Source organism: Caballeronia sp. INML2, from assembly GCF_023631365.1.
Classification (GTDB): Bacteria; Pseudomonadota; Gammaproteobacteria; order Burkholderiales; family Burkholderiaceae; genus Caballeronia; species Caballeronia turbans.
In genome coordinates this window covers 1-26807 of record NZ_JALQDH010000035.1, presented here as the reverse complement: position 1 = coordinate 26807, position 26807 = coordinate 1, and the positions used below count along the sequence as shown (strand labels likewise).

Annotated in this window: 34 protein-coding genes and 1 tRNA gene; 34 read left to right on the top strand and 1 reads right to left on the bottom strand. The window is 62.3% G+C overall.

What is annotated here, in order from left to right; all coding sequences use genetic code 11:
- Positions 1–21: 21 nt before the first annotated feature.
- The 27 genes from NCT32_RS12440 to tatC all read left to right on the top strand — a co-directional run bounded on the left by NCT32_RS12440 (position 22) and on the right by tatC (position 20040).
- Positions 22–828 (top strand): thiazole synthase, encoded by an 807-nt coding sequence (locus tag NCT32_RS12440; RefSeq protein WP_250477153.1) that lies wholly within the window; start codon positions 22–24, stop codon positions 826–828.
- The gene (gene thiE / locus NCT32_RS12435; protein WP_250490376.1) at positions 825–1907 is read left to right on the top strand and encodes a thiamine phosphate synthase; all 1083 of its coding nucleotides are present in this window, start codon (positions 825–827) and stop codon (positions 1905–1907) included. Before NCT32_RS12440 ends, thiE begins: the two co-directional genes overlap by 4 nt.
- Before the next feature lie 96 nt (positions 1908–2003).
- On the top strand, positions 2004–2819 hold the full coding sequence (locus NCT32_RS12430) for an ABC transporter ATP-binding protein (RefSeq protein WP_061120186.1): 816 nt from the start codon (positions 2004–2006) through the stop codon (positions 2817–2819).
- Positions 2816–3583, top strand: a complete 768-nt coding sequence (gene mlaE / locus NCT32_RS12425) for a lipid asymmetry maintenance ABC transporter permease subunit MlaE (protein ID WP_061120185.1) — start codon at positions 2816–2818, stop codon at positions 3581–3583. The genes NCT32_RS12430 and mlaE overlap by 4 nt, the downstream gene beginning before the upstream one ends.
- 93 nt (positions 3584–3676) lie before the next feature.
- The gene (gene mlaD, locus NCT32_RS12420; protein ID WP_061120184.1) at positions 3677–4258 is read left to right on the top strand and encodes an outer membrane lipid asymmetry maintenance protein MlaD; all 582 of its coding nucleotides are present in this window, start codon (positions 3677–3679) and stop codon (positions 4256–4258) included.
- A 10-nt stretch (positions 4259–4268) separates the two neighbouring features.
- Complete coding sequence (locus NCT32_RS12415) at positions 4269–5168, top strand: VacJ family lipoprotein (protein WP_061120183.1); 900 nt, start codon at positions 4269–4271, stop codon at positions 5166–5168.
- A 124-nt stretch (positions 5169–5292) separates the two neighbouring features.
- On the top strand, positions 5293–5922 hold the full coding sequence (locus NCT32_RS12410) for a phospholipid-binding protein MlaC (RefSeq protein WP_061120182.1): 630 nt from the start codon (positions 5293–5295) through the stop codon (positions 5920–5922).
- A complete protein-coding gene (locus NCT32_RS12405; protein ID WP_061120181.1) occupies positions 5919–6206 on the top strand; it encodes a lipid asymmetry maintenance protein MlaB in 288 nt (95 codons plus the stop codon). The genes NCT32_RS12410 and NCT32_RS12405 overlap by 4 nt, the downstream gene beginning before the upstream one ends.
- 205 nt (positions 6207–6411) lie before the next feature.
- A complete protein-coding gene (locus NCT32_RS12400) occupies positions 6412–7338 on the top strand; it encodes an ABC transporter ATP-binding protein (RefSeq protein ID WP_061120180.1) in 927 nt (308 codons plus the stop codon).
- Positions 7335–8090, top strand: a complete 756-nt coding sequence (locus NCT32_RS12395; RefSeq protein ID WP_035506654.1) for an ABC transporter permease — start codon at positions 7335–7337, stop codon at positions 8088–8090. Before NCT32_RS12400 ends, NCT32_RS12395 begins: the two co-directional genes overlap by 4 nt.
- 15 nt (positions 8091–8105) lie before the next feature.
- Positions 8106–8345, top strand: coding sequence for a BolA family protein (locus NCT32_RS12390; RefSeq protein ID WP_035506651.1), 240 nt, complete (start codon positions 8106–8108; stop codon positions 8343–8345).
- 152 nt (positions 8346–8497) lie between these two features.
- Positions 8498–9769 carry a UDP-N-acetylglucosamine 1-carboxyvinyltransferase gene (gene murA, locus NCT32_RS12385; protein ID WP_061120233.1) on the top strand — a complete coding sequence of 424 codons (1272 nt, stop codon included), beginning with the start codon at positions 8498–8500 and terminating at the stop codon, positions 9767–9769.
- The gene (gene hisG / locus NCT32_RS12380) at positions 9766–10458 is read left to right on the top strand and encodes an ATP phosphoribosyltransferase (protein ID WP_061120179.1); all 693 of its coding nucleotides are present in this window, start codon (positions 9766–9768) and stop codon (positions 10456–10458) included. Before murA ends, hisG begins: the two co-directional genes overlap by 4 nt.
- A 46-nt stretch (positions 10459–10504) precedes the next feature.
- Positions 10505–11827 carry a histidinol dehydrogenase gene (hisD, locus tag NCT32_RS12375; protein ID WP_250490375.1) on the top strand — a complete coding sequence of 441 codons (1323 nt, stop codon included), beginning with the start codon at positions 10505–10507 and terminating at the stop codon, positions 11825–11827.
- Between the two features lie 74 nt (positions 11828–11901).
- Positions 11902–12975 carry a histidinol-phosphate transaminase gene (gene hisC, locus NCT32_RS12370; protein ID WP_250490374.1) on the top strand — a complete coding sequence of 358 codons (1074 nt, stop codon included), beginning with the start codon at positions 11902–11904 and terminating at the stop codon, positions 12973–12975.
- A gap of 32 nt (positions 12976–13007) precedes the next feature.
- On the top strand, positions 13008–13595 hold the full coding sequence (gene hisB, locus NCT32_RS12365) for an imidazoleglycerol-phosphate dehydratase HisB (RefSeq protein WP_035506636.1): 588 nt from the start codon (positions 13008–13010) through the stop codon (positions 13593–13595).
- Between the two features lie 38 nt (positions 13596–13633).
- On the top strand, positions 13634–14254 hold the full coding sequence (locus NCT32_RS12360) for a YchE family NAAT transporter (protein ID WP_061120176.1): 621 nt from the start codon (positions 13634–13636) through the stop codon (positions 14252–14254).
- On the top strand, positions 14251–14892 hold the full coding sequence (gene hisH, locus NCT32_RS12355; protein WP_250490373.1) for an imidazole glycerol phosphate synthase subunit HisH: 642 nt from the start codon (positions 14251–14253) through the stop codon (positions 14890–14892). Before NCT32_RS12360 ends, hisH begins: the two co-directional genes overlap by 4 nt.
- A gap of 152 nt (positions 14893–15044) precedes the next feature.
- Entirely contained in the window at positions 15045–15797 is a 753-nt protein-coding gene (hisA, locus tag NCT32_RS12350; RefSeq protein ID WP_061120174.1) for a 1-(5-phosphoribosyl)-5-[(5-phosphoribosylamino)methylideneamino]imidazole-4-carboxamide isomerase, read from the top strand.
- 78 nt (positions 15798–15875) lie between these two features.
- Positions 15876–16649 (top strand): imidazole glycerol phosphate synthase subunit HisF, encoded by a 774-nt coding sequence (gene hisF / locus NCT32_RS12345; RefSeq protein ID WP_061163615.1) that lies wholly within the window; start codon positions 15876–15878, stop codon positions 16647–16649.
- 15 nt (positions 16650–16664) lie between these two features.
- Positions 16665–17057 (top strand): phosphoribosyl-AMP cyclohydrolase, encoded by a 393-nt coding sequence (hisI, locus tag NCT32_RS12340; RefSeq protein WP_238217247.1) that lies wholly within the window; start codon positions 16665–16667, stop codon positions 17055–17057.
- Positions 17054–17422 (top strand): phosphoribosyl-ATP diphosphatase, encoded by a 369-nt coding sequence (locus NCT32_RS12335; protein WP_061120172.1) that lies wholly within the window; start codon positions 17054–17056, stop codon positions 17420–17422. The genes hisI and NCT32_RS12335 overlap by 4 nt, the downstream gene beginning before the upstream one ends.
- A 32-nt stretch (positions 17423–17454) precedes the next feature.
- Positions 17455–17847: a hypothetical protein gene (locus tag NCT32_RS12330; protein ID WP_061120171.1), complete on the top strand. Its 393-nt coding sequence runs from the start codon at positions 17455–17457 to the stop codon at positions 17845–17847.
- A 49-nt stretch (positions 17848–17896) separates the two neighbouring features.
- Positions 17897–18259: a histidine triad nucleotide-binding protein gene (locus NCT32_RS12325; RefSeq protein WP_061120170.1), complete on the top strand. Its 363-nt coding sequence runs from the start codon at positions 17897–17899 to the stop codon at positions 18257–18259.
- A 156-nt stretch (positions 18260–18415) separates the two neighbouring features.
- Positions 18416–18652 carry a Sec-independent protein translocase subunit TatA gene (tatA, locus tag NCT32_RS12320; protein WP_061120169.1) on the top strand — a complete coding sequence of 79 codons (237 nt, stop codon included), beginning with the start codon at positions 18416–18418 and terminating at the stop codon, positions 18650–18652.
- Between the two features lie 36 nt (positions 18653–18688).
- Entirely contained in the window at positions 18689–19219 is a 531-nt protein-coding gene (gene tatB / locus NCT32_RS12315) for a Sec-independent protein translocase protein TatB (protein WP_061120168.1), read from the top strand.
- Between the two features lie 44 nt (positions 19220–19263).
- On the top strand, positions 19264–20040 hold the full coding sequence (gene tatC / locus NCT32_RS12310; RefSeq protein WP_061120167.1) for a twin-arginine translocase subunit TatC: 777 nt from the start codon (positions 19264–19266) through the stop codon (positions 20038–20040).
- A gap of 96 nt (positions 20041–20136) precedes the next feature.
- Here tatC and NCT32_RS12305 read toward each other — a convergent pair whose 3' ends face one another.
- A complete protein-coding gene (locus tag NCT32_RS12305) occupies positions 20137–21363 on the bottom strand; it encodes a S1C family serine protease (protein WP_250490372.1) in 1227 nt (408 codons plus the stop codon).
- A 20-nt stretch (positions 21364–21383) separates the two neighbouring features.
- On the opposite strand from NCT32_RS12305, the gene NCT32_RS12300 reads away from it, so the two are divergent.
- The 7 genes from NCT32_RS12300 to NCT32_RS12270 all read left to right on the top strand — a co-directional run bounded on the left by NCT32_RS12300 (position 21384) and on the right by NCT32_RS12270 (position 26491).
- Positions 21384–22130: a Nif3-like dinuclear metal center hexameric protein gene (locus NCT32_RS12300; RefSeq protein WP_061120165.1), complete on the top strand. Its 747-nt coding sequence runs from the start codon at positions 21384–21386 to the stop codon at positions 22128–22130.
- Positions 22131–22348: 218 nt separating this feature from the next.
- Positions 22349–22969, top strand: a complete 621-nt coding sequence (gene petA, locus NCT32_RS12295) for a ubiquinol-cytochrome c reductase iron-sulfur subunit (protein WP_061120164.1) — start codon at positions 22349–22351, stop codon at positions 22967–22969.
- The gene (locus NCT32_RS12290) at positions 22970–24352 is read left to right on the top strand and encodes a cytochrome bc complex cytochrome b subunit (protein ID WP_061120163.1); all 1383 of its coding nucleotides are present in this window, start codon (positions 22970–22972) and stop codon (positions 24350–24352) included. It abuts the gene before it with no gap.
- A gap of 23 nt (positions 24353–24375) precedes the next feature.
- A complete protein-coding gene (locus tag NCT32_RS12285; protein WP_061120162.1) occupies positions 24376–25131 on the top strand; it encodes a cytochrome c1 in 756 nt (251 codons plus the stop codon).
- 93 nt (positions 25132–25224) lie between these two features.
- Positions 25225–25836: a glutathione S-transferase N-terminal domain-containing protein gene (locus NCT32_RS12280; protein WP_008344155.1), complete on the top strand. Its 612-nt coding sequence runs from the start codon at positions 25225–25227 to the stop codon at positions 25834–25836.
- Positions 25837–25899: 63 nt separating this feature from the next.
- The gene (locus NCT32_RS12275; protein WP_061120161.1) at positions 25900–26397 is read left to right on the top strand and encodes a ClpXP protease specificity-enhancing factor; all 498 of its coding nucleotides are present in this window, start codon (positions 25900–25902) and stop codon (positions 26395–26397) included.
- An 18-nt stretch (positions 26398–26415) separates the two neighbouring features.
- Positions 26416–26491: transfer RNA gene (locus NCT32_RS12270), tRNA-Thr, on the top strand.
- The last annotated feature ends 316 nt before the right edge of the window (positions 26492–26807 follow it).

The window sequence follows — 26807 nt, the reverse complement described above, 5'->3', positions numbered from 1 at the left end:
TCCGAACCGAAGGATCGAATCATGACCATCTCCACCGCCGACGTTCTCACGCTCTACGGCGAGACCTTTCCGAGCCGCGTGCTGCTCGGCACCTCGCGTTATCCGTCGCTGCAATCGCTTTCCGACTCCATCGACGCCGCTCGGCCAGGCATGGTCACGGTCGCGTTGCGCCGCCAGTCGGAAACGGGCGAAGCCGGCTTTTTCGATGTTTTGAAGCGCCACGGCGTCGCACTGCTTCCCAACACGGCCGGCTGCCAGAGCGTCGACGAGGTGCTCACGACCGCCCGCATGGCGCGCGAAGTCTTCGAGACGCCCTGGATCAAGCTGGAGCTGATCGGCGACGATTACACGCTGCAGCCCGATCCGATCGGCCTCGTCGAAGCGGCGGCGAAGCTGATTCGAGAGGGCTTCAAGGTGCTGCCGTATTGCACGGAGGACCTGGTGATCGGCCGGCGTCTGCTCGATGCGGGCTGCGAGGCGCTGATGCCGTGGGGCGCGCCGATCGGCACCGGTAAAGGCGTCACCAATCCGTACGGGCTGCGCACGCTGCGCGAGCGGCTGCCGGATGTGCCGCTGATCGTCGATGCCGGTCTCGGTGTGCCGTCGCACGCCTGCCAGGTGATGGAATGGGGCTTCGACGGCGTGCTGCTCAATACGGCGGTATCGCAGGCGACTTTCCCGCCGCAGATGGCGCGAGCCTTCGCGCTCGGCGTCGAAGCGGGACGCACGGCATTCCTCGCCGGGCCGATGGCCGAGCGCGACAGCGCGCAGGCGAGCACGCCGGTCGTCGGCATGCCGTTCTGGCATCAGGACGGAGGCGCGGCATGAGCTTGCTGAATCACGAAGTTTTCTGGCCGCCCGCCGACGAGTTGATCGAAGTCGCCGAGCGGATTCGCGCGCGTCTCGGCGAATGGCCCGCGGCTGAAACGCGCTGGCGCATTTGCCTGACCGCGCCGGAATCGCCGAAGGCCGGCGATCTGATCGTTATCGAGGCGCACGACGCGGACGCCGCCCGGCTCGCACAAAGCGGCGCGGCCGTGCTCGATGCACGCGAAGGGCGGGTCACGCTGTATCGCGGCGACGAACGCTTCGCGCTGGAAGGCGAATGGGCCGACGATTGGCTGGCCGCTCTGGCCGCTTTCCTCGATTGCAACTTCGAACCGCACGATGCGCTCACGCTCGCGCTCGCCTGGCGCGCGGGCGACGAGAACAAGGCCGACGCCTGGCCCGTCGATTTCGCGACGTTCCCGCGTGTCGCCGATCTGCCGGCGGCGCCCGAAGGCGGCTTTCCGGCTTGTCCTGATCGGCTCGGCCTGTATCCGGTGCTGCCGAGCGCGGACTGGGTCGAACGCGTGCTGGAGTTCGGCGTGCGGACCGCGCAATTGCGCCGCAAATCGACCAATACCGACGACTTGCGGCGCGAAATCGCACGCTCGGTCGAGGCAGGGCGCCGGCATGATGCGCAACTTTTCATCAACGATCACTGGCGCGAAGCGATCGCCGCGGGCGCGTACGGTGTGCATCTCGGCCAGGAAGACGTGCAGACGGCCGATCTGGGCGCGATCGCAAAGGCCGGCGTGCGACTCGGACTGTCGACGCACGGCTATTACGAGATGCTGCGCGCGCTGCATTTCAAGCCGAGCTATCTCGCGCTCGGCGCGGTTTTCCCGACCACGACCAAAGTCATGCCGACCAGGCCGCAAGGGCTCGCGCGGCTCAGACGCTACGTGCAACTTCTCTCGGGGCGCGTACCGCTCGTTGCGATCGGCGGAATCGACGCCGGCGTGATGCCGGACGTCCTCGCAACGGGCGTCGGCAGCGCGGCGGTCGTGCGCGCGGTCACCGAGGCGCCGGACGCGGCAGCGGCGGTCTCGTCGTTGCAACGAATGTTTGCTGGTCAACGGTAAAGAATCCCAAAGCGAAGGAGCGAGGACCTAGGCAAAGCACCGATTGCGCGCAGGCCCTATAATTCGGCCTCTTGCGTCAACGGAATCTCTTACCCAGTGCCTGCTTCTTCCGAGACTCTGCTAGAGCTGCGCGACGTCGATTTCGGCTACGGCGACCGGCTCGTACTGTCGAACCTGAACATGCGCTTCACGCGCGGTCAGGTGGTCGCGGTCATGGGCGGCTCAGGCTGCGGCAAAACCACGACCTTGCGTCTGGTCGGCGGCCTCGTGAAGGCGAGCCGCGGCCAGGTCATGTTCGACGGACAGGACGTCGGCGCGCAGACGCGCGATGGCCTGTACGCGCTGCGCCGAAAGATGGGCATGCTGTTCCAGTTCGGCGCGCTGTTCACCGACCAGACCGTGTTCGAGAACGTGGCGTTTCCGCTGCGCGAGCACACCGATCTGCCCGAAGCACTGGTCCGCGATCTCGTGCTGATGAAGCTGAACGCAGTCGGTTTGCGCGGCGCGCGCGATCTCGCGCCGTCGGAAATTTCGGGCGGCATGGCGCGCCGCGTGGCGCTCGCCCGCGCGATCGCGCTGGACCCCCAGCTCATGATGTACGACGAGCCGTTCGCCGGCCTCGATCCCATCTCGCTCGGCATCACGGCGCAACTCATTCGCACGATCAACGACGCGCTCGGCGCAACGTCCATTCTCGTCACGCACGACGTGCCTGAATCGTTCGCCATCGCCGACTACGTGTATTTCATCGCGAACGGCGGCATTCACGCCGAAGGCACGCCGGCGGAACTGCGCGCTTCGCAGGACCCGACCGTGCGGCAGTTCATCGACGGCACGCCGGACGGCCCGTTCAAGTTTCACTACGCGAGCACGTCGCTCGCCGCGGATTTCGGCATCGGAGGGCAGGCATGATCAGCGCGCTCGGACGCTGGGTGCTCGACGGTTTCGGCACCGCAGGCTACGCGACGCGCATGTTCCTGCGCCTCGTGTTCGAATTTTTCTCGCTGTTGCGGCGCCCGCGCCTCGTCACGAAACAGATCCACTTCGTCGGTAATTATTCGCTCGTCATCATCGCGGTGTCGGGATTGTTCGTCGGCTTCGTGCTCGGCTTGCAGGGCTACTACACGCTGAGCCGCTATGGCTCGGAGCAGGCGCTCGGCCTGCTCGTTGCGCTGTCGCTCGTGCGCGAGCTCGGGCCGGTCGTCACGGCGCTGCTGTTCGCGGGGCGCGCGGGCACGTCGCTCACCGCCGAAATCGGGCTCATGAAGGCAGGCGAGCAGCTCACCGCGATGGAAATGATGGCCGTCGACCCGCTCAAGGTGGTCGTCGCGCCGCGCATGTGGGCGGGCATCATCGCCATGCCGGTGCTGGCCGCCATTTTCAGCGCGGTCGGCATTATCGGCGGCTACGTCGTCGGCGTAATGCTGATCGGCGTCGATCCGGGCGCCTTCTGGTCGCAGATGCAAGGCGGCGTGGACGTGTGGCGTGATGTCGGCAATGGCGTCATCAAGAGCATCGTGTTCGGCTTCGCGGTGACGTTCATCGCGCTGTTCCAGGGCTACGAGGCGAAACCGACGCCTGAAGGCGTGTCGCGCGCGACGACGAAAACCGTCGTGTACGCGTCGCTCGCCGTACTCGGGCTCGATTTCCTGCTGACCGCATTGATGTTCAGCTAATGGACCAAGCGCAGGCGCCGGGCACGGCGCGGGCGTTGTGAAGGGCACAGACCGTCACGCGCCATCTGCGAAAAGATTCTCTTTGGGAAGACGATGAAAAAGACTGCTCTCGACTTTTGGGTCGGCCTCTTCGTGGTGCTCGGTTTCGTGGCGCTGCTCTTTCTCGCGCTGAAGGCGGGCAACATGAGCTCCCTGTCGTTCCAGCCAACCTACGCGGTGAAACTCAAGTTCGACAACATCGGCGGGCTCAAGGCGCGCGCGCCCGTCAAAAGCGCGGGCGTGACGGTCGGGCGCGTCGGCGGCATCGGCTTCGACTCGAACACCTATCAGGCCGTCGTCACGATCGATATCGACAAGCAGTACCAGTTTCCGAAGGACTCGTCCGCGAAGATCCTGACCTCGGGTCTGCTCGGTGAGCAGTACATCGGCCTCGAGCCGGGCGGCGACGATCAAATGCTGAAGAACGGCGACACCATCACGATGACGCAATCGGCCGTGGTCCTCGAAAATCTGATCGGCCAGTTCCTCTACAACAAGGCGGCGGATTCCGGCGCCTCGAAATCGTCGGCGGCGCCGGCAGCGCCCGCGCCCGCACCGGCTTTCCCGGGCGCGGCGAGCGCAATGGGCGCATCGGGTGCCACTGGGGCGAACGCCGCTTCGGCACCGGCTCAATAAGGAGAACAGCATGCAGGCGATGGGGATGCGGCGCGCAATCATCGTGGCGGGCGCAATCGCGCTCGCCGGCTGCGCGACGGTGACGACGCCGACCAAAGGGGACCCGCTCGAGAGCTACAACCGGACAATGTTCAAGATCAACGATACCGTCGATCAGTATGCGTTGAAGCCGGTGGCGAAGGGTTACGTGTGGGCGGTGCCGGAGCCGGTGCGCAACAGCGTGACCAACTTCTTCTCGAATATCGGTGACGTCTACATCGCCGCAAACAATCTGCTGCAGTTGAAAGTTGCGGATGGCGTGTCGGACATCATGCGCGTCGCGATCAATACGGTGTTCGGCGTCGGCGGCCTGTTCGACGTGGCGACCATCGCGAAGCTGCCGAAGCACGCGGGGGATTTCGGCCTCACGCTCGGCCACTATGGCGTGCCGGCCGGCCCGTATGTCGTGCTGCCGCTGCTCGGGCCGAGCACGGTGCGGGATTCCGCCGGTCTCGTCGTCGACTACTTCGGCAATCCGCTCACCTATGTGAGCCCGGATTCGGTGAGCTGGGCGCTCTATGGTGTGAACCTCATCAATGTGCGCGCGAATCTGCTGGGCGCGACCGACGTGCTCGCCGATGCCGCGCTCGACAAGTACTCGTTCGTGCGTAACGCTTATCTGCAACGTCGTCAGTATCTGATCTCAGGCGGCGAAAGCAATATGCCGGATTACGGTGAAGCGCCGCTGCCGAACTACAGCGATGAGGGCGCGGCCCCCGCGCAAAGCGCATCGGCCACAGCGGTTCCGGGCGCCGCCGCCCCTGCTTCGGGCACGGCCGCAGCGCCCACGCCCGCGAGCGGTACCAGCAACACGGTGCCGGGCAACCAGTATGTGCCACCATCCGGTTTCCCTTCATTCCGCTTGCGTTGAGCGGGGTTTTGCTAACGCGCGGTAACATATCTAACGACGTTTCTTACGCTTTCGATACCGCGCCACCTGAACTCGGATCAGGCGGCGCGCTCAAACCGAAGCCTCAACTTTTGCAGGATCTGTGATGAAAAAACTTCTACTTCTTCCCCTCTTCGCGATGTTCCTAGCGGTCTGCGGCGTGGCCTCGGCACAGAGCGTCGATTCGAGCGCGCCCGACACGATGATCAAGACGGTGACGCAGCAGGTCCTCGACGAGATCAAGTCGGACCCGAAGATCCAATCGGGCGATATCAACAAGATCACCGAGCTCGTCAACCAGAAGATCCTGCCGTACACGGATTTCACGCGCACGACGCGCCTCGTGATGGGCCGCAACTGGAATTCGGCGACGCCGGAGCAGCAAAAGCAGATCGTCGAGCAGTTCAAGATGCTGCTGATCCGCACGTACTCGGGCGCGCTCGCGCAGGTGCGCAACCAGACGGTGCAGTACAAGCCGTTCCGCGCGAATCCGGACGACACCGACGTCGTGGTCCGCTCGGTCGTGATGAACAACGGCTCGCCGGTCGAGCTCGACTATCGCCTGTACAAGACGGCGCAAGGCTGGCGCGTGTACGACATCAACGTGCTCGGCGCGTGGCTGATCCAGGCGTATCAACAGCAGTTCAACGAGCAGATCTCGCAGAACGGCGTGGGCGGTCTGCTGCAGTTCCTGACGCAGCGTAACCAGCAGCTCGCGAGCGGCAAGGCATCGTGAGCACGGTAGCTACAGGCGGCCGTTTCCAGACGGCCGCAACCCTGACCCACGAGAGCGCGAAGGCGGCGCTCGACTCGGGTCTGTCGCGCATCGCAGCAGGCGCGACCGAAGTCGATTGCGCGCCGCTCACGCAGTTCGACTCTTCCGCGCTCGCCGTGCTGCTTGCATGGCAGCGCGCCGCGACCGCGCGCGGCGCCGCGTTGGGCGTCGTCAATCTTCCTTCCGGGCTCGTGAGTCTCGCGCGAGCCTACGGCGTCGATACGCTCCTCTCGTTCCGACATTGATCCTGTTCTGACTTTCATGCAGAACGCGGCAGCGTGCTTCGCTGCCGCAATCAGGATCGCTCCGAAGTCGGCCCCAGCCGCTTTGCCCTATAATCAAACGTTTTTTTCGGGCCCCAACCCGGCCCTTTTTGGTCCAAGCCCGGGTCCGTGAAGCGAAAATCCGCACACTCGAGGCGCGGCCGCGCGCGGCGCGCGCACTGTCTACATGTCAGCCATAGAAATCCGAAACGTCAGGAAGCGCTACAAGGATCTCCAGGCGCTCAAAGGCGTGAGCCTCACGGTGGAAGAGGGCGAGTTCTTCGGCTTGCTCGGCCCCAACGGCGCGGGCAAAACCACGTTGATCAGCATTCTGGCCGGTCTGGCGCGCGCCGATAGCGGCACGATCTCCGTGCGCGGCCACGATGTCGTCAGCGACTTCCGGGCGGCGCGGCGCGCGCTCGGCGTCGTGCCGCAGGAACTGGTGTTCGATCCGTTCTTCACCGTGCGCGAGTCGCTCCGGATTCAGTCGGGCTATTTCGGCTTGCGCAACAACGACGACTGGATCGACGAGGTCATGGCCAATCTCGATCTCACCGAGAAAGCCGACGTCAATACGCGCGCGCTGTCGGGTGGGATGAAGCGCCGTGTGCTTGTCGCGCAGGCGCTCGTGCATCGTCCGCCCGTGATCGTGCTCGATGAGCCCACCGCCGGCGTCGATGTGGAGTTGCGCCAGACGCTCTGGAAGTTCATTTCGCGCCTGAATCGCGAAGGTCACACCATCGTTCTGACGACGCACTATCTCGAAGAAGCCGAATCGCTGTGCCACCGGCTCGCGATGCTTCGTCGCGGTGAAGTCGTCGCGCTCGAACGCACGAGCACGCTGTTACAGCGTTTCTCGGGCCTGCAGTTGTATCTGCGGCTCTCGAACGGAGCGTTGCCCGCCGACTTGCGCGCGCTCGAAGTCGATCCGCACGCGGTGTCGGGCGCGCAGCACTTGCTGCGCCTCGCGAGCTACGACGACGTCGAGCCGATTCTCGCGAAATGCCGCGCGGCAGGCTGCACGTTCGATGAAATCGAAGTGCGCAAGGCCGATCTGGAAGACGTGTTCGTGCAGGTGATGAACGAGCCGGAAGTGATCGAGGGGCTTTCATGAGCGGTTTCCAGACGTTGTTCTACAAGGAGCTGCTGCGCTTCTGGAAGGTTTCGTTTCAGACCGTCCTCGCGCCGGTCGTCACGGCGCTGCTGTATCTGACCATCTTCGGCCACGCGCTGTCGGGGCACGTTCAGGTGTATCCCGGCGTCGGCTACACGAGCTTTCTCGTGCCCGGCCTCGTCATGATGAGCGTGCTTCAGAACGCGTTCGCGAACAGTTCTTCGTCGCTGATCCAGTCGAAGATCACCGGCAATCTCGTGTTCGTGCTGCTGCCGCCGATCGCGCATTGGGAGATGTTCTTCGCGTATGTGCTGGCATCGGTCGTGCGCGGACTGTGCGTGGGCTTCGGCGTGTTCATCGTGACGATATGGTTCATCCCGATGTCTTTTTCCGCGCCGTTCTACATCATTGCGTTCGCGATCCTCGGTTCGGGCATTCTCGGCACGCTGGGTTTGATCGCGGGCATCTGGGCCGACAAGTTCGATCAGTTGGCCGCGTTTCAGAACTTCCTGATCATGCCGCTCACGTTTCTTTCCGGCGTGTTCTACTCGACACATACGCTGCCGCCACTGTGGCGCGCGGTGTCGCATCTGAATCCGTTTTTCTACATGATTGACGGCTTTCGCTACGGCTTCTTCGGCCTCTCCGACGTGAATCCGCTGGTGAGTCTCGGCATCGTCGGCGGATTCCTGGCCGTGCTGGCGCTGATCGCCGTGCGATTGCTCGCGAGCGGCTACAAGCTGCGTCACTAATTCAAGGAGACTTCCATGTTGCCGACTCCGGAGCAGGTGAAGGACTACATCGCTGGCGGCTTGTCCTGCCAGCATCTCGAAGTGGAAGGCGACGGCCAGCACTTTTTCGCGACCATCGTGAGCGATGCGTTCGTCGGCAAGCGGCTGATCGCGCGTCATCAACTGGTTTATGCGGCGCTCGGCGAGCGCATGCGCGAGGAGATTCACGCGCTGAGCATGAAGACCCTTACCCCCGACGAGTGGAAATCGGCCTGAGTCCACCCGGCGAAGCCAATCAGGTCACGCGACTCAACTTACGTAACACCGGCATCACCGGCAGACAAAGGCAGTAAAGAGTGCGATTCATTCAAGATAACCGCGGCGCCGAAAACGGCTCCGCAGCAGGAAGCTCGGTCGAAGGACAAGCAATGGATAAATTGGTCATCACGGGGGGCGCGAAGCTCTCTGGCGAAATCACCGTATCGGGCGCGAAGAACGCGGCTTTGCCCATTCTTTGCGCAAGCCTTCTCACCGCCGACGACGTCCATCTGTCGAACGTGCCGAATCTTCAGGACGTGCGAACGATGATCAAGCTGCTGCGCCAGATGGGCGTGCAGTCGGAAGTCTCGGGCGACGGTCGCGTGAGCCTCAATGCATCGACAGTCGACAAGCTGATCGCGCCGTACGAAATGGTCAAGACGATGCGCGCGTCGATTCTCGTGCTCGGGCCGCTCGTCGCGCGCTTCGGCGAGGCGAAGGTGTCGCTGCCCGGCGGCTGCGCGATCGGCGCGCGTCCGGTCGATCAGCACATCAAGGGCCTGCAGGCGATGGGCGCCGAGATCAACATCGAGCACGGTTTCATCGAAGCGCGCGCGAAGCGTCTGAAGGGCGCGCGCATCATTACCGACATGATTACCGTCACCGGCACCGAAAATCTGCTGATGGCGGCGGTGCTGGCCGAAGGCGAGACGGTGATCGAAAACGCGGCGCGCGAGCCGGAAGTGAGCGACCTCGCGCATCTGCTCGTGAAGATGGGCGCGAAGATCGACGGCATCGGCACTGATCGTCTGGTGATTCAGGGCGTCGACAGGCTGCATGGCGCAAAGCATGACGTCGTGCCGGATCGCATCGAGGCCGGCACGTTCCTGTGCGCGGTCGCGGCCGCGGGCGGCGATGTCACCTTGCGCCGCGTGAGCCCGCACCTGCTGGACGCCGTGACGGCCAAGCTGCGCGAAGCGGGCGTCAGCATCGAGGAAGGCGACGACTGGATGCGCGTGCGCATGGACAAGCGCGCCGGCGCGGTGAATATCCGCACGTCGGAATATCCCGCGTTCCCGACCGACATGCAGGCTCAGTTCATGGCGCTCAACACGATCGCGAACGGCACGTCGCAAGTGGTCGAGACGATCTTCGAGAACCGGTTCATGCACGTGCAGGAACTGAACCGCCTGGGCGCGAACATCACGATCGACGGCAATACGGCGCTCGTCAGCGGCGTCGAGCAACTCTCCGGCGCGAAAGTGATGGCAACCGATCTGCGCGCGTCCGCGAGTCTCGTGATCGCTGCGTTGTGCGCGGACGGCGAAACGCTGATCGACCGCATCTACCATCTGGATCGCGGCTACGACCGCATGGAATCGAAACTGACGGCGGTCGGCGCGAACGTGCGCCGCATCAAGGGCAGCGGGAGCGAGCAATGAGCTCGCTGCCGCAGACGTCGTCGTCGGTGGAGCCGAGCGCGCCCCTCACGCTCGCGCTGTCGAAAGGGCGTATCTTCGAGGAAACGCTGCCGCTGCTCGCCGCCGCCGGCGTGCAGGTGGCCGAAGATCCGGAGAGTTCGCGCAAGCTGATCCTGCCGACCACGAACCCGAATCTGCGCGTGATCATCGTGCGCGCGACCGATGTACCGACCTATGTCGAATACGGGGCGGCCGATTTCGGCGTCGCGGGCAAGGATGTGCTGATCGAGCACGGCGGCAGCGGCCTGTATCAGCCGATCGATCTGGACATAGCGCGTTGCCGGATGTCGGTGGCCGTGAAGGCGGGCTTCGATTACGCGAGCGCGGTGCGCCAGGGCGCGCGTTTGCGCGTCGCGACGAAGTACACCGAGACCGCGCGTCAGCATTTCGCGGCGAAGGGCGTCCACGTCGATCTGATCAAGCTGTACGGCTCGATGGAGCTCGCGCCGCTCGTCGGGCTCGCGGATGCGATCGTCGATCTGGTCAGTTCGGGCGGCACGCTGCGGGCGAACAATCTCGTCGAGGTCGAAGAGATCATGCAGATTTCATCGCGCCTCGTCGTGAACCAGGCGGCGCTCAAGCTGAAGCGCGCGGCGCTCAAGCCGTTCCTCGACGCCTTCGAGCGCGCCACCGTCGCAACAGGAAATTAGGCGAGCCGCAGGCCGCGGCGCGCCACCAGCAAAACGGAAAACCAGCATGTCTATCAAGATTCGCAAACTCGATTCCAGCACCGATGGTTTTCACAAGGCGCTGCGTGCCGTGCTCGCGTTCGAAGCGAGCGAGGACGAGGCAATCGAGCGTTCGGTCGCGCAAATTCTCGCGGATGTGAAGGCGCGCGGCGACGCGGCCGTGCTCGAATACACCAACAAGTTCGATCGTCTGAAGGCGGAGAGCGTCGCGGCGCTCGAATTGCCGCTGTCCGAAATGGAAGCCGCGCTCGAAGGGCTCGAGCCGAAGCGCCGCGCGGCGCTCGAAGCGGCGGCGGCGCGCGTGCGCGGCTATCACGAGAAGCAGCGCATCGAGTGCGGCAGCCATAGCTGGCAATACACCGAAGCCGACGGCACCGTGCTCGGCCAGAAAGTCATGCCGCTCGATCGCGCGGGCATCTACGTGCCGGGCGGCAAGGCGGCGTATCCGTCGTCGGTTTTGATGAACGCGATTCCGGCGCGCGTTGCGGGCGTCAAGGAAATCGTGATGGTCGTGCCGACGCCGGACGGCGTGAAAAATCCGCTCGTGCTCGCAGCGGCGCTGCTCGGCGGCGTGGACCGTGTGTTCACGATCGGCGGGGCGCAGGCGGTCGGCGCGCTCGCGTACGGCACGCAAAGCGTGCCCGCGGTTGACAAGATCTGCGGTCCGGGCAACGCGTATGTCGCGTCGGCGAAGCGCCGCGTGTTCGGCACGGTCGGCATCGACATGATCGCGGGGCCGTCCGAGATTCTGGTCATCTGCGATGCCACCACCGATCCCCGCTGGGTCGCGATGGACCTCTTCTCGCAAGCCGAGCACGACGAGCTCGCGCAATCCATCCTGCTGTGCCCGAACGACAACTTCATCCAGCGTGTCGAGGATGCGATCGTCGAACTGCTTCCGTCGATGCCGCGCCGCGATGTGATTCAGCGTTCGCTCGAAGATCGCGGCGCGCTCATCAAGGTGAAGGACATGGCCGAAGCGTGCTTGATCGCCAACGACATCGCGCCGGAGCACCTCGAAATTTCCGCGCTCGATCCGCATCAGTGGGCCGCGCAGATTCACAATGCCGGCGCGATGTTCCTCGGCCGCTACACGAGCGAAAGTCTCGGCGACTACTGCGCCGGCCCGAACCACGTGCTGCCGACGTCGCGCACCGCGCGCTTTTCGTCGCCGCTCGGCGTGTACGATTTCATGAAGCGTTCGAGCGTGATCGAAGTGAGCGCGGACGGCGCGCAGACGCTCGGCGAAATCGCGGCGGAACTGGCATACGGCGAAGGCTTGCAGGCGCATGCGCGCAGTGCGGAATACCGGATGAAAAACGTCGGCTGAAAAAAAAGCCGGCCCGAATGAACAAGGCGGCCTGAGAGCCGCCGCTCCACCGGCGAGAGAGACGCCGGGAAATCATGACCACACCACAAGACATCATTCGTCCCGACGTCCTCGCGATGACGAGCTATCCCGTGGCCGGCTCCACGGGCCTCATCAAGCTCGACGCGATGGAAAATCCCTACAGCTTGCCCGCCGATCTCGCCAAACGTCTGGGCGCGCATCTCGCGGGCGTCACGCTGAATCGCTATCCGGCGCCACGCCCGGCGGATTTGCTCTCGAAGATCAAGCGCAAGATGCAGTTGCCCGACGCGTGCGACGTGCTGCTCGGCAACGGCTCGGACGAACTGATCAGCATGATGTCGGTCGCGTGTTCGAAGCCGGGCGCGAAGGTCGTCGCGCCGGTGCCGGGCTTCGTGATGTACGAAATGTCGGCGAAGTTCGCGCATCTCGACTTCATCGGCGTGCCGCTGAAGGCGGACTTCACGCTCGACGCCGACGCGCTGATCGCCGCCGTCGAGGTACACGAGCCGGCGCTCGTGTACCTCGCGTATCCGAACAACCCGACCGGCACGCTCTACGACGACACCGACATGGCCCGCGTGATCGACGCGGCGCGCAAGAGTCTCGTGGTAATCGACGAGGCGTATCAGCCGTTCGCCGGCAAGAGCTGGATGCCGCGCGCGGCGGAGTTCGATAACGTCGTCGTGATGCGGACCGTCTCGAAGCTCGGGCTTGCGGGCATCCGCCTGGGTTACATGGCGGGCCGTCCTTCGTGGATCATGCAGTTCGACAAGGTGCGCCCGCCGTACAACATCAATGTGCTGACGCAGGCGACCGCCGATTTCCTGCTCGATCACCTCGACGTGCTCGACGCACAGGCCGCCGATCTGCGCGCGCAACGCGCCGCGCTCGCGCGAGAAGTCGCCGCGCTTCCGGGCATGACGGTTTTTCCGAGCGCGGGCAATTTTCTGCTCGTGCGCGTGCCGGACGCCGCCGTTGCTTTCGAAACCCTTCTGACTTCGCGGGTTCTGATCAAAAACGTGAGTAAAATGCATCCATTGCTGGTTAACTGCGTGCGTTTGACGGTCGGAACGGCTGAAGAAAACGCACATATGGTCGCGGCGCTGAAAAAGCTCGCACCGAACTGAATCCCTATTTTCGAAAGTCTCAAGGAATCACCATGCGCATTGCGGAAGTCGTTCGCAACACCAGCGAAACGCAGATCCGTGTGAAGCTCGACCTGGACGGCACCGGCAAGCAGAAGCTCGCCACCGGCGTCCCGTTCCTCGATCACATGCTCGACCAGATCGCCCGTCACGGGCTCATCGATCTCGACATCGAAGCGCATGGCGACCTCCATATCGACGATCACCATACCGTCGAAGACACCGGCATCACGTTGGGGCAGGCGGTGGCGAAGGCCATCGGCGATCGCAAGGGCATTCGCCGTTACGGACATTCGTACGTGCCGCTCGACGAAGCCCTGTCCCGCGTCGTGATCGATTTTTCCGGCCGGCCGGGTCTCGAGTTTCACGTGCCATTCACGCGCGCGCGCATCGGCACATTCGACGTCGACCTCACCATCGAATTCTTTCGCGGCTTCGTGAATCATGCCGGCGTGACGCTGCATATCGACAACCTGCGCGGCATCAACGCGCATCATCAGGTCGAGACCGTGTTCAAGGCGTTCGGCCGCGCGTTGCGCATGGCCGTCGAAATGGACGAGCGCGCGGCAGGACAGATTCCGTCGACCAAGGGCAGTCTCTGATCGACTCACGCTGATTCGGCGCGCGCGTCGACAACACGATGGATCTGTTCAAGTCGTTCATATCGTTGCTCGCGCTGATCAACCCGATCGGCGCGATACCGTTTTTTCTGAGCCTGACCTCGCAGCAGTCCGAGATCGAGAGACGCAACACGATTCGCGTCGCGTCCATTTCGGTGTTTTGCGTGATCGCGGTGACGGCGCTGCTCGGGCAGCAGATCATCGCGTTCTTCGGCATTTCGGTCGGATCGTTCGAAGTGGGCGGCGGCATCATCATGCTGCTCATGGCAATCAGCATGTTGAACGCGCAGGTCGGCAACGCGCGCTCGACGGTGGAAGAACGCATGGAAGCCGAGGAACGCAACAGCATCGCGGTCGTGCCGCTCGCGATTCCGCTGCTCACCGGGCCGGGTTCCATCAGCACGGTGATCGTCTATGCTGCCAATGCGCAGCACTGGTACGACCGTTTCGGGCTCGTCGTGCTGGGTGCGATCATCGCGGGGCTGTGCTTCGGCGCACTGAATCTCGCCGAGCCGATCGCCCGCTGGGTCGGGCGCACGGGAATCAACATCGGCACGCGTCTCATGGGTTTGATGTTGTCCGCATTGGCGGTGGAGTTCATCGTCGACGGGTTGAAGGCCTTGATGCCATCTTTGAAATGAATACTTCGATTGCGATTGTTGATTACGGAATGGGCAACCTGCGCTCGGTCTATCAGGCGCTGAAAAAGGCTGCACCCGAAGCGAACGTGGCGATCGTCGATCAGCCGCAAGGCATCCATGCGGCGGATCGGGTCGTGTTGCCGGGACAGGGCGCGATGCGCGACTGCATGGCGCATCTGGCCGAATCCGGGCTTCAGGAAGCGGTGATGCAGGCGGCGCGCGAAAAACCGATGCTCGGCGTGTGCGTCGGCGAGCAAATGCTTTTCGAATGGAGCGAGGAAGGCGATACCAAGGGCCTGGGCCTCTTGCCCGGCAAAGTCGTCCGCTTCCAGCTCGACGGCCTGCTGCAGGACGACGGCTCGCGCTTCAAGGTGCCGCAAATGGGCTGGAACCGCGTTCGTCAGACGCAAGCGCATCCGATCTGGGACGGCGTCGCGGACGGCGCATTCTTCTATTTCGTGCATAGCTACTACGTGGTGCCGGACAATCCGGCGCACACGTCCGGCGAAACCGTGTACGGCAGCGCATTTACGTCGGCAGTTGCGCGCGACAATATCTTCGCGACCCAATTTCATCCGGAAAAGAGCGCGGATGCAGGCCTGCGTCTGTACCGGAATTTCGTGCACTGGAACCCGTGAAACGGCGCGTGCGCTAGCGTTTTCGCCTACTACTACGGGCGCATGACCGTTGCAAGACTTGTACTACACTAGCGAGACGGCTCGCGGCAGAGGCACGAAAGACCGCACGTGCGCCGTTTTGATCAACTTCACCCCGAAAATACGCGATACCTATGCTGCTCATTCCGGCCATCGATCTTAAGGACGGTCAGTGCGTGCGCCTCAAGCAAGGCGATATGGACCAGGCGACCATTTTTTCAGAAGATCCGGCAGCGATGGCCCGACATTGGGTCGATCGCGGCGCACGACGGCTGCATCTGGTCGATCTGAACGGCGCGTTTGCCGGCAAGCCGAGGAACGGCGACGCGATCCGCGCGATCCTCGACGAGGTGGGCAGCGAGATTCCCGTGCAACTGGGCGGCGGCATCCGTCACCTGGAAACCATCGAGCGCTATCTGGACGACGGCCTGTCGTACGTCATCATCGGCACTGCGGCGGTGAAGAATCCAGGCTTCCTGCAGGACGCGTGCAGCGCGTTCGGAGGGCACATCATCGTCGGGCTGGACGCGAAGGACGGCAAGGTCGCCACGGACGGCTGGAGCAAGCTGACGGGCCACGAAGTCGTCGATCTCGGCCGCAAATTCGAGGACTACGGCTGCGAATCGATCATTTACACGGATATCGGCCGGGACGGGATGCTTCAGGGCATCAACATCGACGCGACCGTGCGCCTCGCGCAGGCGGTGAAGATTCCGGTGATCGCGAGCGGCGGGCTGTCGAGCATCGCGGATATCGAGTCGCTCTGCGAGGTCGAGGACGAAGGCATCGAAGGGGTGATCTGCGGCCGCGCGATCTATTCCGGCGACCTCGATTTCAAGGCCGCCCAGACACGCGCCGACGCGCTGCGCGAAGCCGACGGCGCTTGAAGACGCCTGAGCGCGAGCACATCTGAGCAGCACTCCGGGCGGCCGCGACGCCGCCCTTACTTTGTAAGTGGCAAGAACATGGCTCTCGCAAAACGCATCATTCCCTGCCTGGACGTGACCGCCGGTCGCGTCGTCAAGGGCGTCAACTTCGTTGAGCTGCGCGATGCGGGCGATCCCGTCGAAATCGCGCGTCGTTACGACGACCAGGGCGCCGACGAACTCACGTTCCTCGATATCACCGCGACTTCCGATCAACGCGATCTCATTCTGCCGATCATCGAGTCGGTGGCGTCACAGGTGTTCATTCCGCTGACCGTCGGCGGCGGTGTGCGCGCTGTCGAGGATGTGCGGCGTCTGCTCAACGCGGGCGCGGACAAGATCAGCATGAATTCGTCGGCGGTCGCGAATCCGCAGCTCGTGCGCGACGCGTCGGACAAGCACGGCTCGCAGTGCATCGTCGTCGCGATCGACGCCAAGCGTGTGTCGGCCGAGGGCGAGACGCCGCGCTGGGAAGTGTTCACGCACGGTGGCCGCAAGGCGACGGGCATCGACGCGATCGAATGGGCGCGCAAGATGGCCGAGTACGGCGCGGGCGAAATTCTTCTGACCAGCATGGACCGCGACGGCACCAAGGCCGGATTCGATCTCGCCCTGACGCGCGCCGTATCGGACGCGGTGCCGGTGCCGGTGATCGCATCGGGCGGCGTGGGATCGTTGCAGCATCTCGCGGACGGAATCGTCGAAGGCCACGCGGACGCGGTGCTTGCCGCGAGCATCTTTCACTACGGCGAGCATACGGTCGGCGAGGCGAAGCGCTTCATGGCCGATCACGGCATTTCGGTAAGGACGTAAGCGGTGAGCGATCAAATGACCTGGCTCGACAAGGTGAAGTGGGACGCGAACGGCCTCGTGCCGGTGATCGCGCAGGAAGCGTCGACCAACGACGTGCTGATGTTCGCGTGGATGAATCGCGAGGCGCTCGCGAAGACCATCGAACTGAAGCGCGCCGTGTACTTCTCGCGCTCGCGTCAGCGCCTGTGGTTCAAGGGCGAGGAATCGGGTCACGTCCAGCATGTCCACGACGTGCGCCTCGACTGCGACGAAGACGTCGTGCTGCTCAAGGTCGAGCAGGTATCGGGCATCGCGTGCCACACCGGCCGCCATTCCTGTTTTTTCCAGAAATTCGAAGGCACGGCGGAGAGCGGCGAGTGGGTCGCCGTCGAGCCGGTCCTGAAAGACCCAGAAAGCATTTACAAATGACGCAAGCCAATACGCTCGACACGCTGCTGCGCCTCGCCTCCGTTATCGACAGTCGCAAGGGCGGTGATCCGGAACAATCCTATGTTTCCCGACTCTTTCATAAAGGCGACGATGCGGTCCTGAAGAAGATCGGCGAGGAAGCGACGGAAGTCGTGCTCGCCGCAAAGGACGCGCGTCATGGCGGCGCGCCGAAAGCGCTCGTCAGTGAAGTCGCTGATTTGTGGTTTCATTGTCTCGTGATGCTGTCGCATTTCGACCTGAGCCCCGCCGACGTGGTCGCGGAACTGGAACGTCGCGAAGGCCTGTCGGGGATCGAGGAGAAGGCGCTGCGCAAGTCGCGCCAGCGCGAGCAAAGCGGCAGCTGACGAGCGTCTCGCCTCGAGCGAAGGAGGGCAGCATGAACCGGCAGTACGAACCTTATCCGCCACCCGTCGTTCAGAACTCGGATGACCCGGAGCGTCTGCGCAACATGCGCACGTTCACCCACGTTCTGTACGCGTTGTATGCCGTCTACTGGCTGACCGGGGGGCTGACCGGCCTGGTCGCCATCATCCTCAACTACGTCAAGCGAAGCGACGCCGCCGGCACCCCCTATGAGGATCACTTCACCTGGCAGATCCGCACGTTCTGGTGGGCGGTGCTGGGTCATGTGATCGGCTTTGCGACGATCTGGATCGGCATCGGCTTCCTGATTCTCGCCGCGGTCAGCATCTGGACGCTCTATCGCATCATCAAGGGCTGGTTGTATCTATACGAGGACAAGGCGATCGAACCGCGCGCCTGGTTCTGAATACGCTTCGATCAATCTGGCCCGGGAACGGGAGACACACGGGACATACATGAGTCAAGACAACTGCATTTTCTGCAAGATCGCCACGGGCCAGCTGCCGAGCACGAAGGTTTATGAGGACGACGAGTTCGTCGCCTTCAACGACATCAACCCGGCAGCGCCGGTGCATGTGCTGGTGATTCCGCGCAAGCATATTGAAACACTTTCCCACTGCACAGAAAGTGACAGTCCGCTGCTTGGTAGAATGGTGAGTCTCGTCGGACGTTTGGCGAAAGATCTGGGTGTCTCCTACACGGGAGGGAACACCGGTTTTCGCACGGTAATTAATACCGGACCGGGCGGCGGGCAGGAGGTGTATCACATCCACGCGCATTTGTTGGCCGGCGAGCGCCCGTGGCGCCGAATGGGGTAATGCTGCAATCTGCGTCTGCATTCTCCTTTCCAATGAAATATTGGGCGAGCAAAATCGATAGTTGAAGTCGAGGCGGTCAGCCTTGGCTCAGGCCGCGAGGCCAGTCTTCCGCTTTAGATACCCAAATCGGGGCGGAATCACGGAGAGTTTTCATTCATGGGTTCGTTAAGCATTTGGCATTGGTTGATCGTTCTGTTGATCGTGGCGCTCGTGTTCGGCACCAAGAAACTGCGCAATATCGGCGGCGATCTGGGCGGCGCGGTGAAGGGTTTCAAGGAAGGCATGCGCGAAGGCGAGACGCCGGCAAATACGACCGATCAGCGCGAGCTGCCGCGTAACGGCGCCGTTGACGTCGAAGCGAAGGACAAGTCCCGCCCGGGCGACTACCGCTAATCCGTCCGCCGACGGTAACCCTCCACTTTTCGTTCAATGCTCGATCTCGGTCTGACCAAAATGGCGGTCATCGGCGTCGTCGCGCTGGTGGTTCTCGGGCCGGAGCGCCTGCCGGGCGTCGCTCGCACGGCGGGGGCGCTGTTCGGGCGCGCGCAGCGTTATATCAACGACGTCAAATCGGAAGTGGCACGCGAGATGGAACTCGATGAGCTGAAGAAAATGCGCACCGAGTTCGAAACCGCGGCGTCCAACGTCGAATCGACGATTCACGACACGCTGCGTCGCCACGAGTCCGAACTGAACGATGCGTGGAAAGAGGGCACGTCGGTCGCGCCGAGCATCGCGGGTAGCGCGGGCGAACAGGCGGACAGCGCCGCGTCGGACAAGCCCTGGGCGAGCACGTCGTCATCGACGTCGACCAGGCGCAAGAACTGGCGCGTGAAGCAGGCAGCGATTCCGAACTGGTACAAGCGCACGACTTCTCGTCGCACGCGGGTCCAGTCGGGCGCGGCGCGCGTCGCTCGTCATACGCCAGCCACCCTGCGCCGGCAGACGAAGTTCTTCTGAGCGAGCCGCGATTCCTTCATCGATGATTTCTACCGAGGGCCGGCGTGAGCGACCCGCAACACAATAAAGAAGAGCCCGTCGAAGAGACGTTCATTTCGCATCTCGTCGAATTGCGCGACCGCATCATTCGCGCGGGCGCTTCAGTCATCGTCGTATTCATCGGGCTGGTGTACTGGGCGCCGGACATCTTCAAGCTGCTGGCCCGTCCGCTGATGCAGAACCTGCCAGCCGACGGCAAGATGATCGTCACCGACGTCACCGGCTCGTTCTTCGTGCCGATGAAGGTGACAATGCTCGTCGCCTTCGTGATCGCGCTGCCGATCGTGCTGTATCAGGTCTGGGCCTTCGTCGCGCCGGGGCTGTATCAGCACGAGAAGAAGCTCGTCGGGCCGCTCGTCTTCAGCAGCTACACGCTTTTCCTGTGCGGCATGGCGTTCGCCTACTTCGTCGTGTTCCCCACTATTTTCCGCGTGATGGCGCATTACAACGCGCCGCTGGGCGCGGAGATGACAACGGACATCGACAACTACCTGAGCTTCGTGCTGACGATGTTCATCGCGTTCGGGGTGACGTTCGAGGTTCCGATCGTCGTCGTGCTGCTGGCGCGCATGGGCGTCGTGTCGATCCAGAAGCTCAAGCAGATCCGCCCATACGTGATCGTCGGCGCGTTCGTCATCTCGGCTGTCGTCACGCCGCCCGACGTTTTCTCGCAACTGATTCTCGCGATTCCGCTCGTCATTCTTTATGAGGCGGGCATCATTGCGGCACGGCTCGTGGTTGGCAAGGAGCAGATCAAGAACGAGGAGCCGGCGGCGGAGTAGGTGCGGCGTATTGTCGCGGTGAGCGTCGGCCTGCCGGATACAAAAAAGGCAGCTTCGAGTGATCGAAGCTGCCTTTTTGTTTTGTGAATGCGGCGTTTATTCGTCGCCCTGGTCACCCTGATCGCCTTGATCTTCGTCCGGCATCTGTGGTGCGCGCGGCGGCGCGGGACGCTTGCCGATCATCACGTTGACGTCGAGTTCCTTGTTCTTGCGCATCAGATGAACCTTGACCGACGTGCCCGGCTTGATCTGCGCGACGACGTTGAGCAGGCGCGTCGTGTCGGTGATGGTGTCTTCGTTGATGGACACGAGGATGTCGCCCGGCTTGATACCCGCCTTGTCCGCCGGACCGCCTTGCAGCACGCCGGCGACGATCGCGCCGGATTTCTGATCCAGCCCGAACGATTCGGCGATCTCCGGGGTCACGTCCTGCGGCTCCACGCCAATCCAGCCACGCGTGACGGTGCCCGTCGTGATGATGCTTTCCAGTACGCTGCGCGCGGTTGACACGGGAATCGCGAAGCCGATGCCGAGCGAGCCGCCGCTGCGCGAATAGATTGCCGTGTTGATGCCGAGCAGATTGCCGTTCACGTCCACCAGCGCACCGCCCGAGTTGCCGGGATTGATGGCTGCATCCGTCTGGATGAAGTTCTCGAAGGTGTTGATGCCGAGGTGATTGCGTCCGAGCGCGCTGACGATGCCCATCGTGACCGTCTGGCCGACGCCGAACGGATTGCCGATCGCGAGTACGACATCGCCGACGCGCGTCTGGTCCATGCGCCCGAGGGTGATGCTCGGCAGATTGGTCATGTTGATCTTGAGCACGGCGAGGTCGGTTTCCGGATCGACGCCGATCACTTTTGCGCTGGCCGTGCGACCATCGGCGAGCGCGACTTCGATTTGATCCGCACCGTCGACGACATGCTGGTTCGTTAGAATGTAACCTTCCGAGCTGACGATGACGCCGGAGCCGAGGTTCGACGCCGGCGGCTCGTCGCTCTTGCGTTTGTTCTTGTCACCGAAGAAATAGCGGAACAGCGGGTCTTTCGCACGCGGATCGGGCGGCAGATTGCCGTCCTTGCTGGAGAACACGTTTACGACGGCCGGCATCGCCTTTTGCGCGCCTTCCGAGTAGGACGATTGAACCGGGCGCGAGCCGATGCTCGGCGCCACTTCCTGCAACGCGACGATCGGCTCGGCAAGCTGCTTGCCGAATTGACCCTGACGTTGAAGCCACTGCGGTTTCAAGGTCGCGATGATGAACATCAGGGCCAAAAGCACGGTGACCGCTTGGGCAAAAAATAGCCAGAAGCGTCTAAGCATTTGAAGGGATAGAGGATTTCATGGATCGGATCGAACTCGAATTGTATCTGAACAATCTGCTGGAAATCGGCCGCTTCAAGGACTATTGCCCGAACGGTCTGCAGGTCGAAGGCGCGCGCCGCGTGCAGAAGATCGCAACCGGTGTGACGGCCTCGCAGGCTTTCCTGGAGGCCGCGCTGGAATGGGGCGCGGACACCGTCCTCGTGCATCACGGCTACTTCTGGCGCAACGAGGCGCCGCAGATCACGGGGCGCAAGTATCGTCGGTTGCGCACGCTGATCGCCAACGACATCAATCTCTTCGCCTACCATCTTCCGCTCGATTCGCACCCGGAGTTCGGCAACAACGCGCAGATCGGTGCGCGCCTCGGGCTGATCGCGGACGGCCGTTTCGCCGATCAGGATCTCGGCTGGGTCGCGACGCTCGCGATGCCGCTTTCGCTCGAGCACTTCGGCGCGATGGTCGAGAACGCGCTTGGCAGGAAGCCTCTCGTGTTCGGCGATACGAACAGGGAATTGCGACGCGTGGCGTGGTGCACGGGCGGCGCGCAGGGCTATTTCGAAGACGCGATAGCGGCGCGCGCCGACGTCTATCTGAGCGGCGAGGTCTCGGAGCAGACCATGCATATCGCGGCGGAGTCGGGCGTGGCGTATATCGCGGCCGGGCATCACGCGACGGAGCGTTACGGCGTGCAGGCCGTCGGCGCGCATCTGTCGGAGCAGTTCGATATCGAACATCTTTTTATCGATATCGATAATCCGGTTTAATACGCTGTTAAGCCGGCGCGCCCATTATTTGGCGCTTGCAGTTGCCTTAAACGAACGCTTCACGATATTGCGCGAAAAACGTGGGGAAAACCCTGAAGCATCAATCACTTCGAGTGATTTTTGCTAGGCGGCCCTTGTAAATGCTAACTCCATTCGCGCACACTAACGGCGAACAACTGATGTGACGGTATAAATCCAACTCAGAAGTGGGGCGTGTGATGCGAGACAAGGATGAAAAACGCGTCGACGGCGGCCGCCGTACCTGGCTGATTGCGACGACCGCAGCAGGTGGTTTCGGAGCTGTGGCAACCGTGGTTCCTTTTGTAGGTTCGTTTGCTCCATCGGAGAAGGCCAAGGCGGCGGGCGCGCCCGTCGAGGTCGATATCAGCGGACTTAAGCCGGGCGAAATGATGACCGTTGCCTGGCGCGGCAAGCCGGTGTGGATCGTCAACCGCACCGACGAAATGCTGGCCGACGTCAAGAAGGCCGACAACGAAGTCGCTGACCCGAAGTCCAAGATGGAATTTTCGATGCCGTTGCCGGAGTACTGCAACAACGAGTATCGCTCGCGCGCCGATCACAAGAACATTCTCGTGGCGGTCGCGGTGTGCACCCATCTGGGCTGCACGCCGACGCCGCGTTTCCAGGAGGGTGCGCAACCCAATCTCCCCGATAACTGGCCGGGCGGCTTCCTTTGCCCGTGCCACGGCTCGACCTATGACATGGCCGGCCGCGTCTTCAAGAACAAGCCCGCGCCGCAGAACCTGGACATTCCACCGTTCATGTTCACCTCCGCGACGCAACTCGTGATCGGCAAGGACGAAAAGGGAGAGGCGTAAATGGCGACCGCAGACAAGGAAGTGGAGACAACGGGCTTGACCGGTTGGATCGACCGCCGGTTTCCGATGACCTCGACCTGGAAGAAGCACGTTTCCGAGTACTACGCGCCGAAGAACTTCAACTTCTGGTACTTCTTCGGCTCGCTGGCGCTGCTGGTGCTGGTGAATCAGATTGTCACCGGCATTTTCCTGACGATGAATTACAAGCCCGATGCGACGCTTGCGTTCGCATCGGTCGAGTACATCATGCGCGAGGTGCCGTGGGGCTGGCTCATCCGCTACATGCACTCGACGGGCGCGTCGATGTTCTTCGTCGTCGTGTATCTGCATATGTTCCGCGGGCTGATGTACGGGTCGTATCGCAAGCCGCGCGAACTCGTATGGATCTTCGGGTGCGCGATCTTCCTGTGCCTCATGGCCGAAGCGTTCTTCGGTTATCTGCTGCCGTGGGGGCAGATGTCGTTCTGGGGCGCGCAGGTTATCGTGAACCTGTTCTCGGCGATTCCGTTCATCGGTCCGGATCTGTCCTTGTGGATTCGCGGCGATTACGTCGTGTCGGATGTCACGCTGAACCGCTTCTTCGCGTTCCACGTGATTGCGATTCCGCTCGTGCTGATCGGACTCGTCGTCGCGCATCTGGTCGCGCTCCATGAAGTCGGCTCGAACAATCCGGACGGCATCGAGATCAAGGCGAAGAAGGGGCCGGACGGCATTCCGCTCGACGGCATTCCGTTTCATCCGTACTACTCGGTGCACGACTTCATGGGCGTGTGCGTGTTCCTGCTGATCTTTGCGGCGATCATCTTCTTCGCGCCGGAAATGGGCGGCTACTTCCTCGAAGCCAACAATTTCGTGCCGGCCAACCCGCTGCAGACGCCGCCCGAGATCGCGCCCGTGTGGTACTTCACCGCGTTCTACGCGATGCTTCGCGCCACCACCGATCCGTTCAAGATCGTGCTGATGATCGTCATCGCACTGCTCGGACTGCTTGCGCTGGTGAAGGGGCGCGGCAAGTGGCGCCTTGGCCTGCCGGTGCTCGCGGTTCTCGTGCTGATTTTCATGGCGCTGACGGAATCGAAATTCTGGGGCGTGGTCGTGATGGGCACGGCGGTCGTGTCGCTGTTCTTCCTGCCGTGGCTCGATCGCAGTCCGGTGAAATCGATCCGCTACCGACCGCTCTTCCACAAGGTCTTCTACGCGATCTTCATCTTCGCGTTTCTAATGCTCGGCTTCCTGGGCACGCGACCGCCATCGCCGGCCGCGACGCTGATCGCGCAGATCTGCGCGTTGATCTATTTCGCGTTCTTCCTCGGCATGCCTTTCTGGACGCCGCGCGGCAGATTCAGGACGCCGCCTGAGCGAGTGCACTACAAACCTCACTGAGCGCACGTCCGGAGACGAATACGATGAAAAAATGGCTCTCTACAATAGCGATGATCGGTGCGGCGCTGCTCTCGTTCGGTGCGGCGCCGGCTTTTGCGCAGGAAGAGGCGGTGCTCGACCGGGCGCCCGCTAGTTCGGACAATCTCGCGTCCTTGCAGCATGGCGCCCAGGTTTTTGTAAACTACTGTCTGAACTGCCACAGCGCGAATCTGATGCGGTACAACCGGCTGACCGACATCGGCATCAGCGAAAAGCAGATTCAGGAGAACCTGCTTTTCTCGACCGACAAGGTCGGCAACACGATGTCCATCGCGATGCGCCCCGAGGATGCGAAAGCCTGGTTCGGCGCGTCGCCGCCGGATTTATCGGTCGAGGCGCGGGCGCGCGGCAACGACTGGCTCTATACGTACTTGCGGAGCTTTTATCGCGATCCGACGCGGCCGACCGGCTGGAACAACCGCGTGTATGAGAATGTCGGCATGCCGCACGTGCTCTGGACTCTGCAAGGCATTCGGGATGCGAAATTCGAGACCGATACGGACGAAAAGACCGGCGAAAAGGTAAGAAGATTCGTCGGTTACACTCAGGTTGCGCCTGGTGCCATGTCATCCGTGGATTATGATTCAACTGTGGCCGATCTCGTTTCGTACATGTCGTGGATGGCGGAGCCTGCGCAGCAGACGCGCAAGCGGCTCGGTGTCTGGGTTCTGCTGTTCCTGGCGCTGCTGAGTTTCCTCGCGTGGCGCCTGAACGCGGCATACTGGAAAGATATCAAATAGCGCGCCTTCGAAGGCGTGGGTCGGCGCGACGACGTTTTCGGCGAGAAAACGCCGCGGCCGACCCTTCGAGTTTACTGAAGGAACTTTAAAAACATGATGGTTCTGTATTCCGGCACTACTTGCCCCTTCTCCCAGCGCTGCCGGCTGGTGTTGTTCGAAAAGGGCATGGATTTCGAGATTCGCGACGTTGACCTGTTCAACAAGCCGGAAGACATCGCGGTGATGAACCCATACGGACAGGTACCGATTCTCGTTGAGCGCGACCTGATCCTGTACGAGTCGAATATCATCAACGAGTATATCGACGAGCGTTTCCCGCACCCGCAACTCATGCCGGCAGACCCGGTGCAGCGCGCCCGCGCGCGCCTGTTCCTGCTGAACTTCGAGAAGGAGCTGTTCGTTCACGTCGGTACGCTCGAGAACGAGAAGGGCAAGGCCGCCGAGAAGAATCACGAGAAGGCGCGTAGCGCGATCCGCGATCGCCTCACGCAGCTCGCTCCGATCTTCCTGAAGAACAAGTACATGCTGGGCGAGGAGTTCTCGATGCTCGACGTCGCGATCGCGCCGCTGCTGTGGCGTCTGGATCACTACGGCATCGAGCTGTCGAAGAACGCCGCACCGTTGATGAAGTACGCCGAGCGGATTTTCAGCCGCCCGGCTTATATTGAAGCGCTGACGCCTTCCGAAAAGGTGATGCGTCGATAGTTTGAGTGCGTTGGGACGCGGCGGCGCGGTTTCGTGCCGCCGCATTCCGGCAGAGGAAAGTTGATGCAAGAGATTTCCACCAAGCCGTATTTGTTGCGCGCGCTGTACGAGTGGTGCACAGACAACGGTTTTACGCCCCATATCGCCGTGCGAGTCGATGCGGCGACGCGCGTTCCGCGTCAGTTCGTGCGCAACGACGAGATCGTGTTGAACATCAGTTTCGAGGCGACGAGCCAGCTGCAGATGGGCAACGAGTGGATCGAGTTCAGCGCGCGATTCTCCGGCAAGTCGCACAAGATCGAGGTGCAAGTCGCGAACGTTTTGGCTATCTACGCGCGCGAGAACGGACAAGGGATGGCGTTCCCGGTCGAGCAGACGCATTCTGGAGCGGAGTTGGCGAGCGCTCCCGTCGGGGGGCGATCGTCTGAGCGCGACACTCGGCAGATCGAGGAGCCAGCGGATGAACGTGTGGATCCCGTGCCAAAGGATCAATCGCAAACGGACGCCGATGACGATGCTTCAAAATCCCCCGCGAGGTCTCACCTCAAAGTCGTTAAATGAAGTAGAATCTCGTCCTTCGCCGGCTTAGCTCATCTGGTAGAGCAGTTGATTTGTAATCATCAGGTGGCGGGTTCGAGTCCTGCAGCCGGCACCAAGATTTACGTCAACGGGTCGTGCGATGTCCGCACGACCCGTTTGATTTGAGTCGACAGGTCTTAGCAGTTTGAGTCGATAAGAAAATGCGTCGAATTCTTGTTGACACGAACCGAAATGTTGTTCATAATCTCGTTTCTCTGCTGCTGATGCAGCGACGCAAGACGGAAGGTGAGGTAGGGGTCTTGCGATGTGCTCTTTAAAAACTAACAGCCGATAAGTGTGGGCGCTTGATGTTGGGTGCGGTCTGGTTCTTCGGGGCTGGATATAGCGAAAGTATCAAGAGTCTCACACGAAGTATCAGAGGAAGGTTTTTC

Excerpts from the sequence above, each read along its gene's own strand:
- NCT32_RS12400 (WP_061120180.1), top strand. The coding sequence starts at position 6,412 with ATGTCAGCCATAGAAATCCGAAACGTCAGGAAGCGCTACAAGGATCTC.
- NCT32_RS12285 (WP_061120162.1), top strand. The coding sequence starts at position 24,376 with ATGAAAAAATGGCTCTCTACAATAGCGATGATCGGTGCGGCGCTGCTC.
- hisF (WP_061163615.1), top strand. The coding sequence starts at position 15,876 with ATGGCTCTCGCAAAACGCATCATTCCCTGCCTGGACGTGACCGCCGGT.
- hisH (WP_250490373.1), top strand. The coding sequence starts at position 14,251 with ATGAATACTTCGATTGCGATTGTTGATTACGGAATGGGCAACCTGCGC.
- hisG (WP_061120179.1), top strand. The coding sequence starts at position 9,766 with ATGAGCTCGCTGCCGCAGACGTCGTCGTCGGTGGAGCCGAGCGCGCCC.
- NCT32_RS12390 (WP_035506651.1), top strand. The coding sequence starts at position 8,106 with ATGTTGCCGACTCCGGAGCAGGTGAAGGACTACATCGCTGGCGGCTTG.
- hisI (WP_238217247.1), top strand. The coding sequence starts at position 16,665 with ATGACCTGGCTCGACAAGGTGAAGTGGGACGCGAACGGCCTCGTGCCG.
- NCT32_RS12300 (WP_061120165.1), top strand. The coding sequence starts at position 21,384 with ATGGATCGGATCGAACTCGAATTGTATCTGAACAATCTGCTGGAAATC.
- NCT32_RS12415 (WP_061120183.1), top strand. The coding sequence starts at position 4,269 with ATGCAGGCGATGGGGATGCGGCGCGCAATCATCGTGGCGGGCGCAATC.
- NCT32_RS12275 (WP_061120161.1), top strand. The coding sequence starts at position 25,900 with ATGCAAGAGATTTCCACCAAGCCGTATTTGTTGCGCGCGCTGTACGAG.
- hisC (WP_250490374.1), top strand. The coding sequence starts at position 11,902 with ATGACCACACCACAAGACATCATTCGTCCCGACGTCCTCGCGATGACG.
- hisB (WP_035506636.1), top strand. The coding sequence starts at position 13,008 with ATGCGCATTGCGGAAGTCGTTCGCAACACCAGCGAAACGCAGATCCGT.
- NCT32_RS12325 (WP_061120170.1), top strand. The coding sequence starts at position 17,897 with ATGAGTCAAGACAACTGCATTTTCTGCAAGATCGCCACGGGCCAGCTG.
- tatA (WP_061120169.1), top strand. The coding sequence starts at position 18,416 with ATGGGTTCGTTAAGCATTTGGCATTGGTTGATCGTTCTGTTGATCGTG.
- NCT32_RS12280 (WP_008344155.1), top strand. The coding sequence starts at position 25,225 with ATGATGGTTCTGTATTCCGGCACTACTTGCCCCTTCTCCCAGCGCTGC.
- murA (WP_061120233.1), top strand. The coding sequence starts at position 8,498 with ATGGATAAATTGGTCATCACGGGGGGCGCGAAGCTCTCTGGCGAAATC.
- hisD (WP_250490375.1), top strand. The coding sequence starts at position 10,505 with ATGTCTATCAAGATTCGCAAACTCGATTCCAGCACCGATGGTTTTCAC.
- tatB (WP_061120168.1), top strand. The coding sequence starts at position 18,689 with ATGCTCGATCTCGGTCTGACCAAAATGGCGGTCATCGGCGTCGTCGCG.
- NCT32_RS12335 (WP_061120172.1), top strand. The coding sequence starts at position 17,054 with ATGACGCAAGCCAATACGCTCGACACGCTGCTGCGCCTCGCCTCCGTT.
- NCT32_RS12440 (WP_250477153.1), top strand. The coding sequence starts at position 22 with ATGACCATCTCCACCGCCGACGTTCTCACGCTCTACGGCGAGACCTTT.
- NCT32_RS12395 (WP_035506654.1), top strand. The coding sequence starts at position 7,335 with ATGAGCGGTTTCCAGACGTTGTTCTACAAGGAGCTGCTGCGCTTCTGG.
- NCT32_RS12305 (WP_250490372.1), bottom strand. The coding sequence starts at position 21,363 with ATGCTTAGACGCTTCTGGCTATTTTTTGCCCAAGCGGTCACCGTGCTT.
- mlaD (WP_061120184.1), top strand. The coding sequence starts at position 3,677 with ATGAAAAAGACTGCTCTCGACTTTTGGGTCGGCCTCTTCGTGGTGCTC.
- thiE (WP_250490376.1), top strand. The coding sequence starts at position 825 with ATGAGCTTGCTGAATCACGAAGTTTTCTGGCCGCCCGCCGACGAGTTG.
- NCT32_RS12360 (WP_061120176.1), top strand. The coding sequence starts at position 13,634 with ATGGATCTGTTCAAGTCGTTCATATCGTTGCTCGCGCTGATCAACCCG.
- mlaE (WP_061120185.1), top strand. The coding sequence starts at position 2,816 with ATGATCAGCGCGCTCGGACGCTGGGTGCTCGACGGTTTCGGCACCGCA.
- hisA (WP_061120174.1), top strand. The coding sequence starts at position 15,045 with ATGCTGCTCATTCCGGCCATCGATCTTAAGGACGGTCAGTGCGTGCGC.
- petA (WP_061120164.1), top strand. The coding sequence starts at position 22,349 with ATGCGAGACAAGGATGAAAAACGCGTCGACGGCGGCCGCCGTACCTGG.
- NCT32_RS12410 (WP_061120182.1), top strand. The coding sequence starts at position 5,293 with ATGAAAAAACTTCTACTTCTTCCCCTCTTCGCGATGTTCCTAGCGGTC.
- NCT32_RS12290 (WP_061120163.1), top strand. The coding sequence starts at position 22,970 with ATGGCGACCGCAGACAAGGAAGTGGAGACAACGGGCTTGACCGGTTGG.
- NCT32_RS12330 (WP_061120171.1), top strand. The coding sequence starts at position 17,455 with ATGAACCGGCAGTACGAACCTTATCCGCCACCCGTCGTTCAGAACTCG.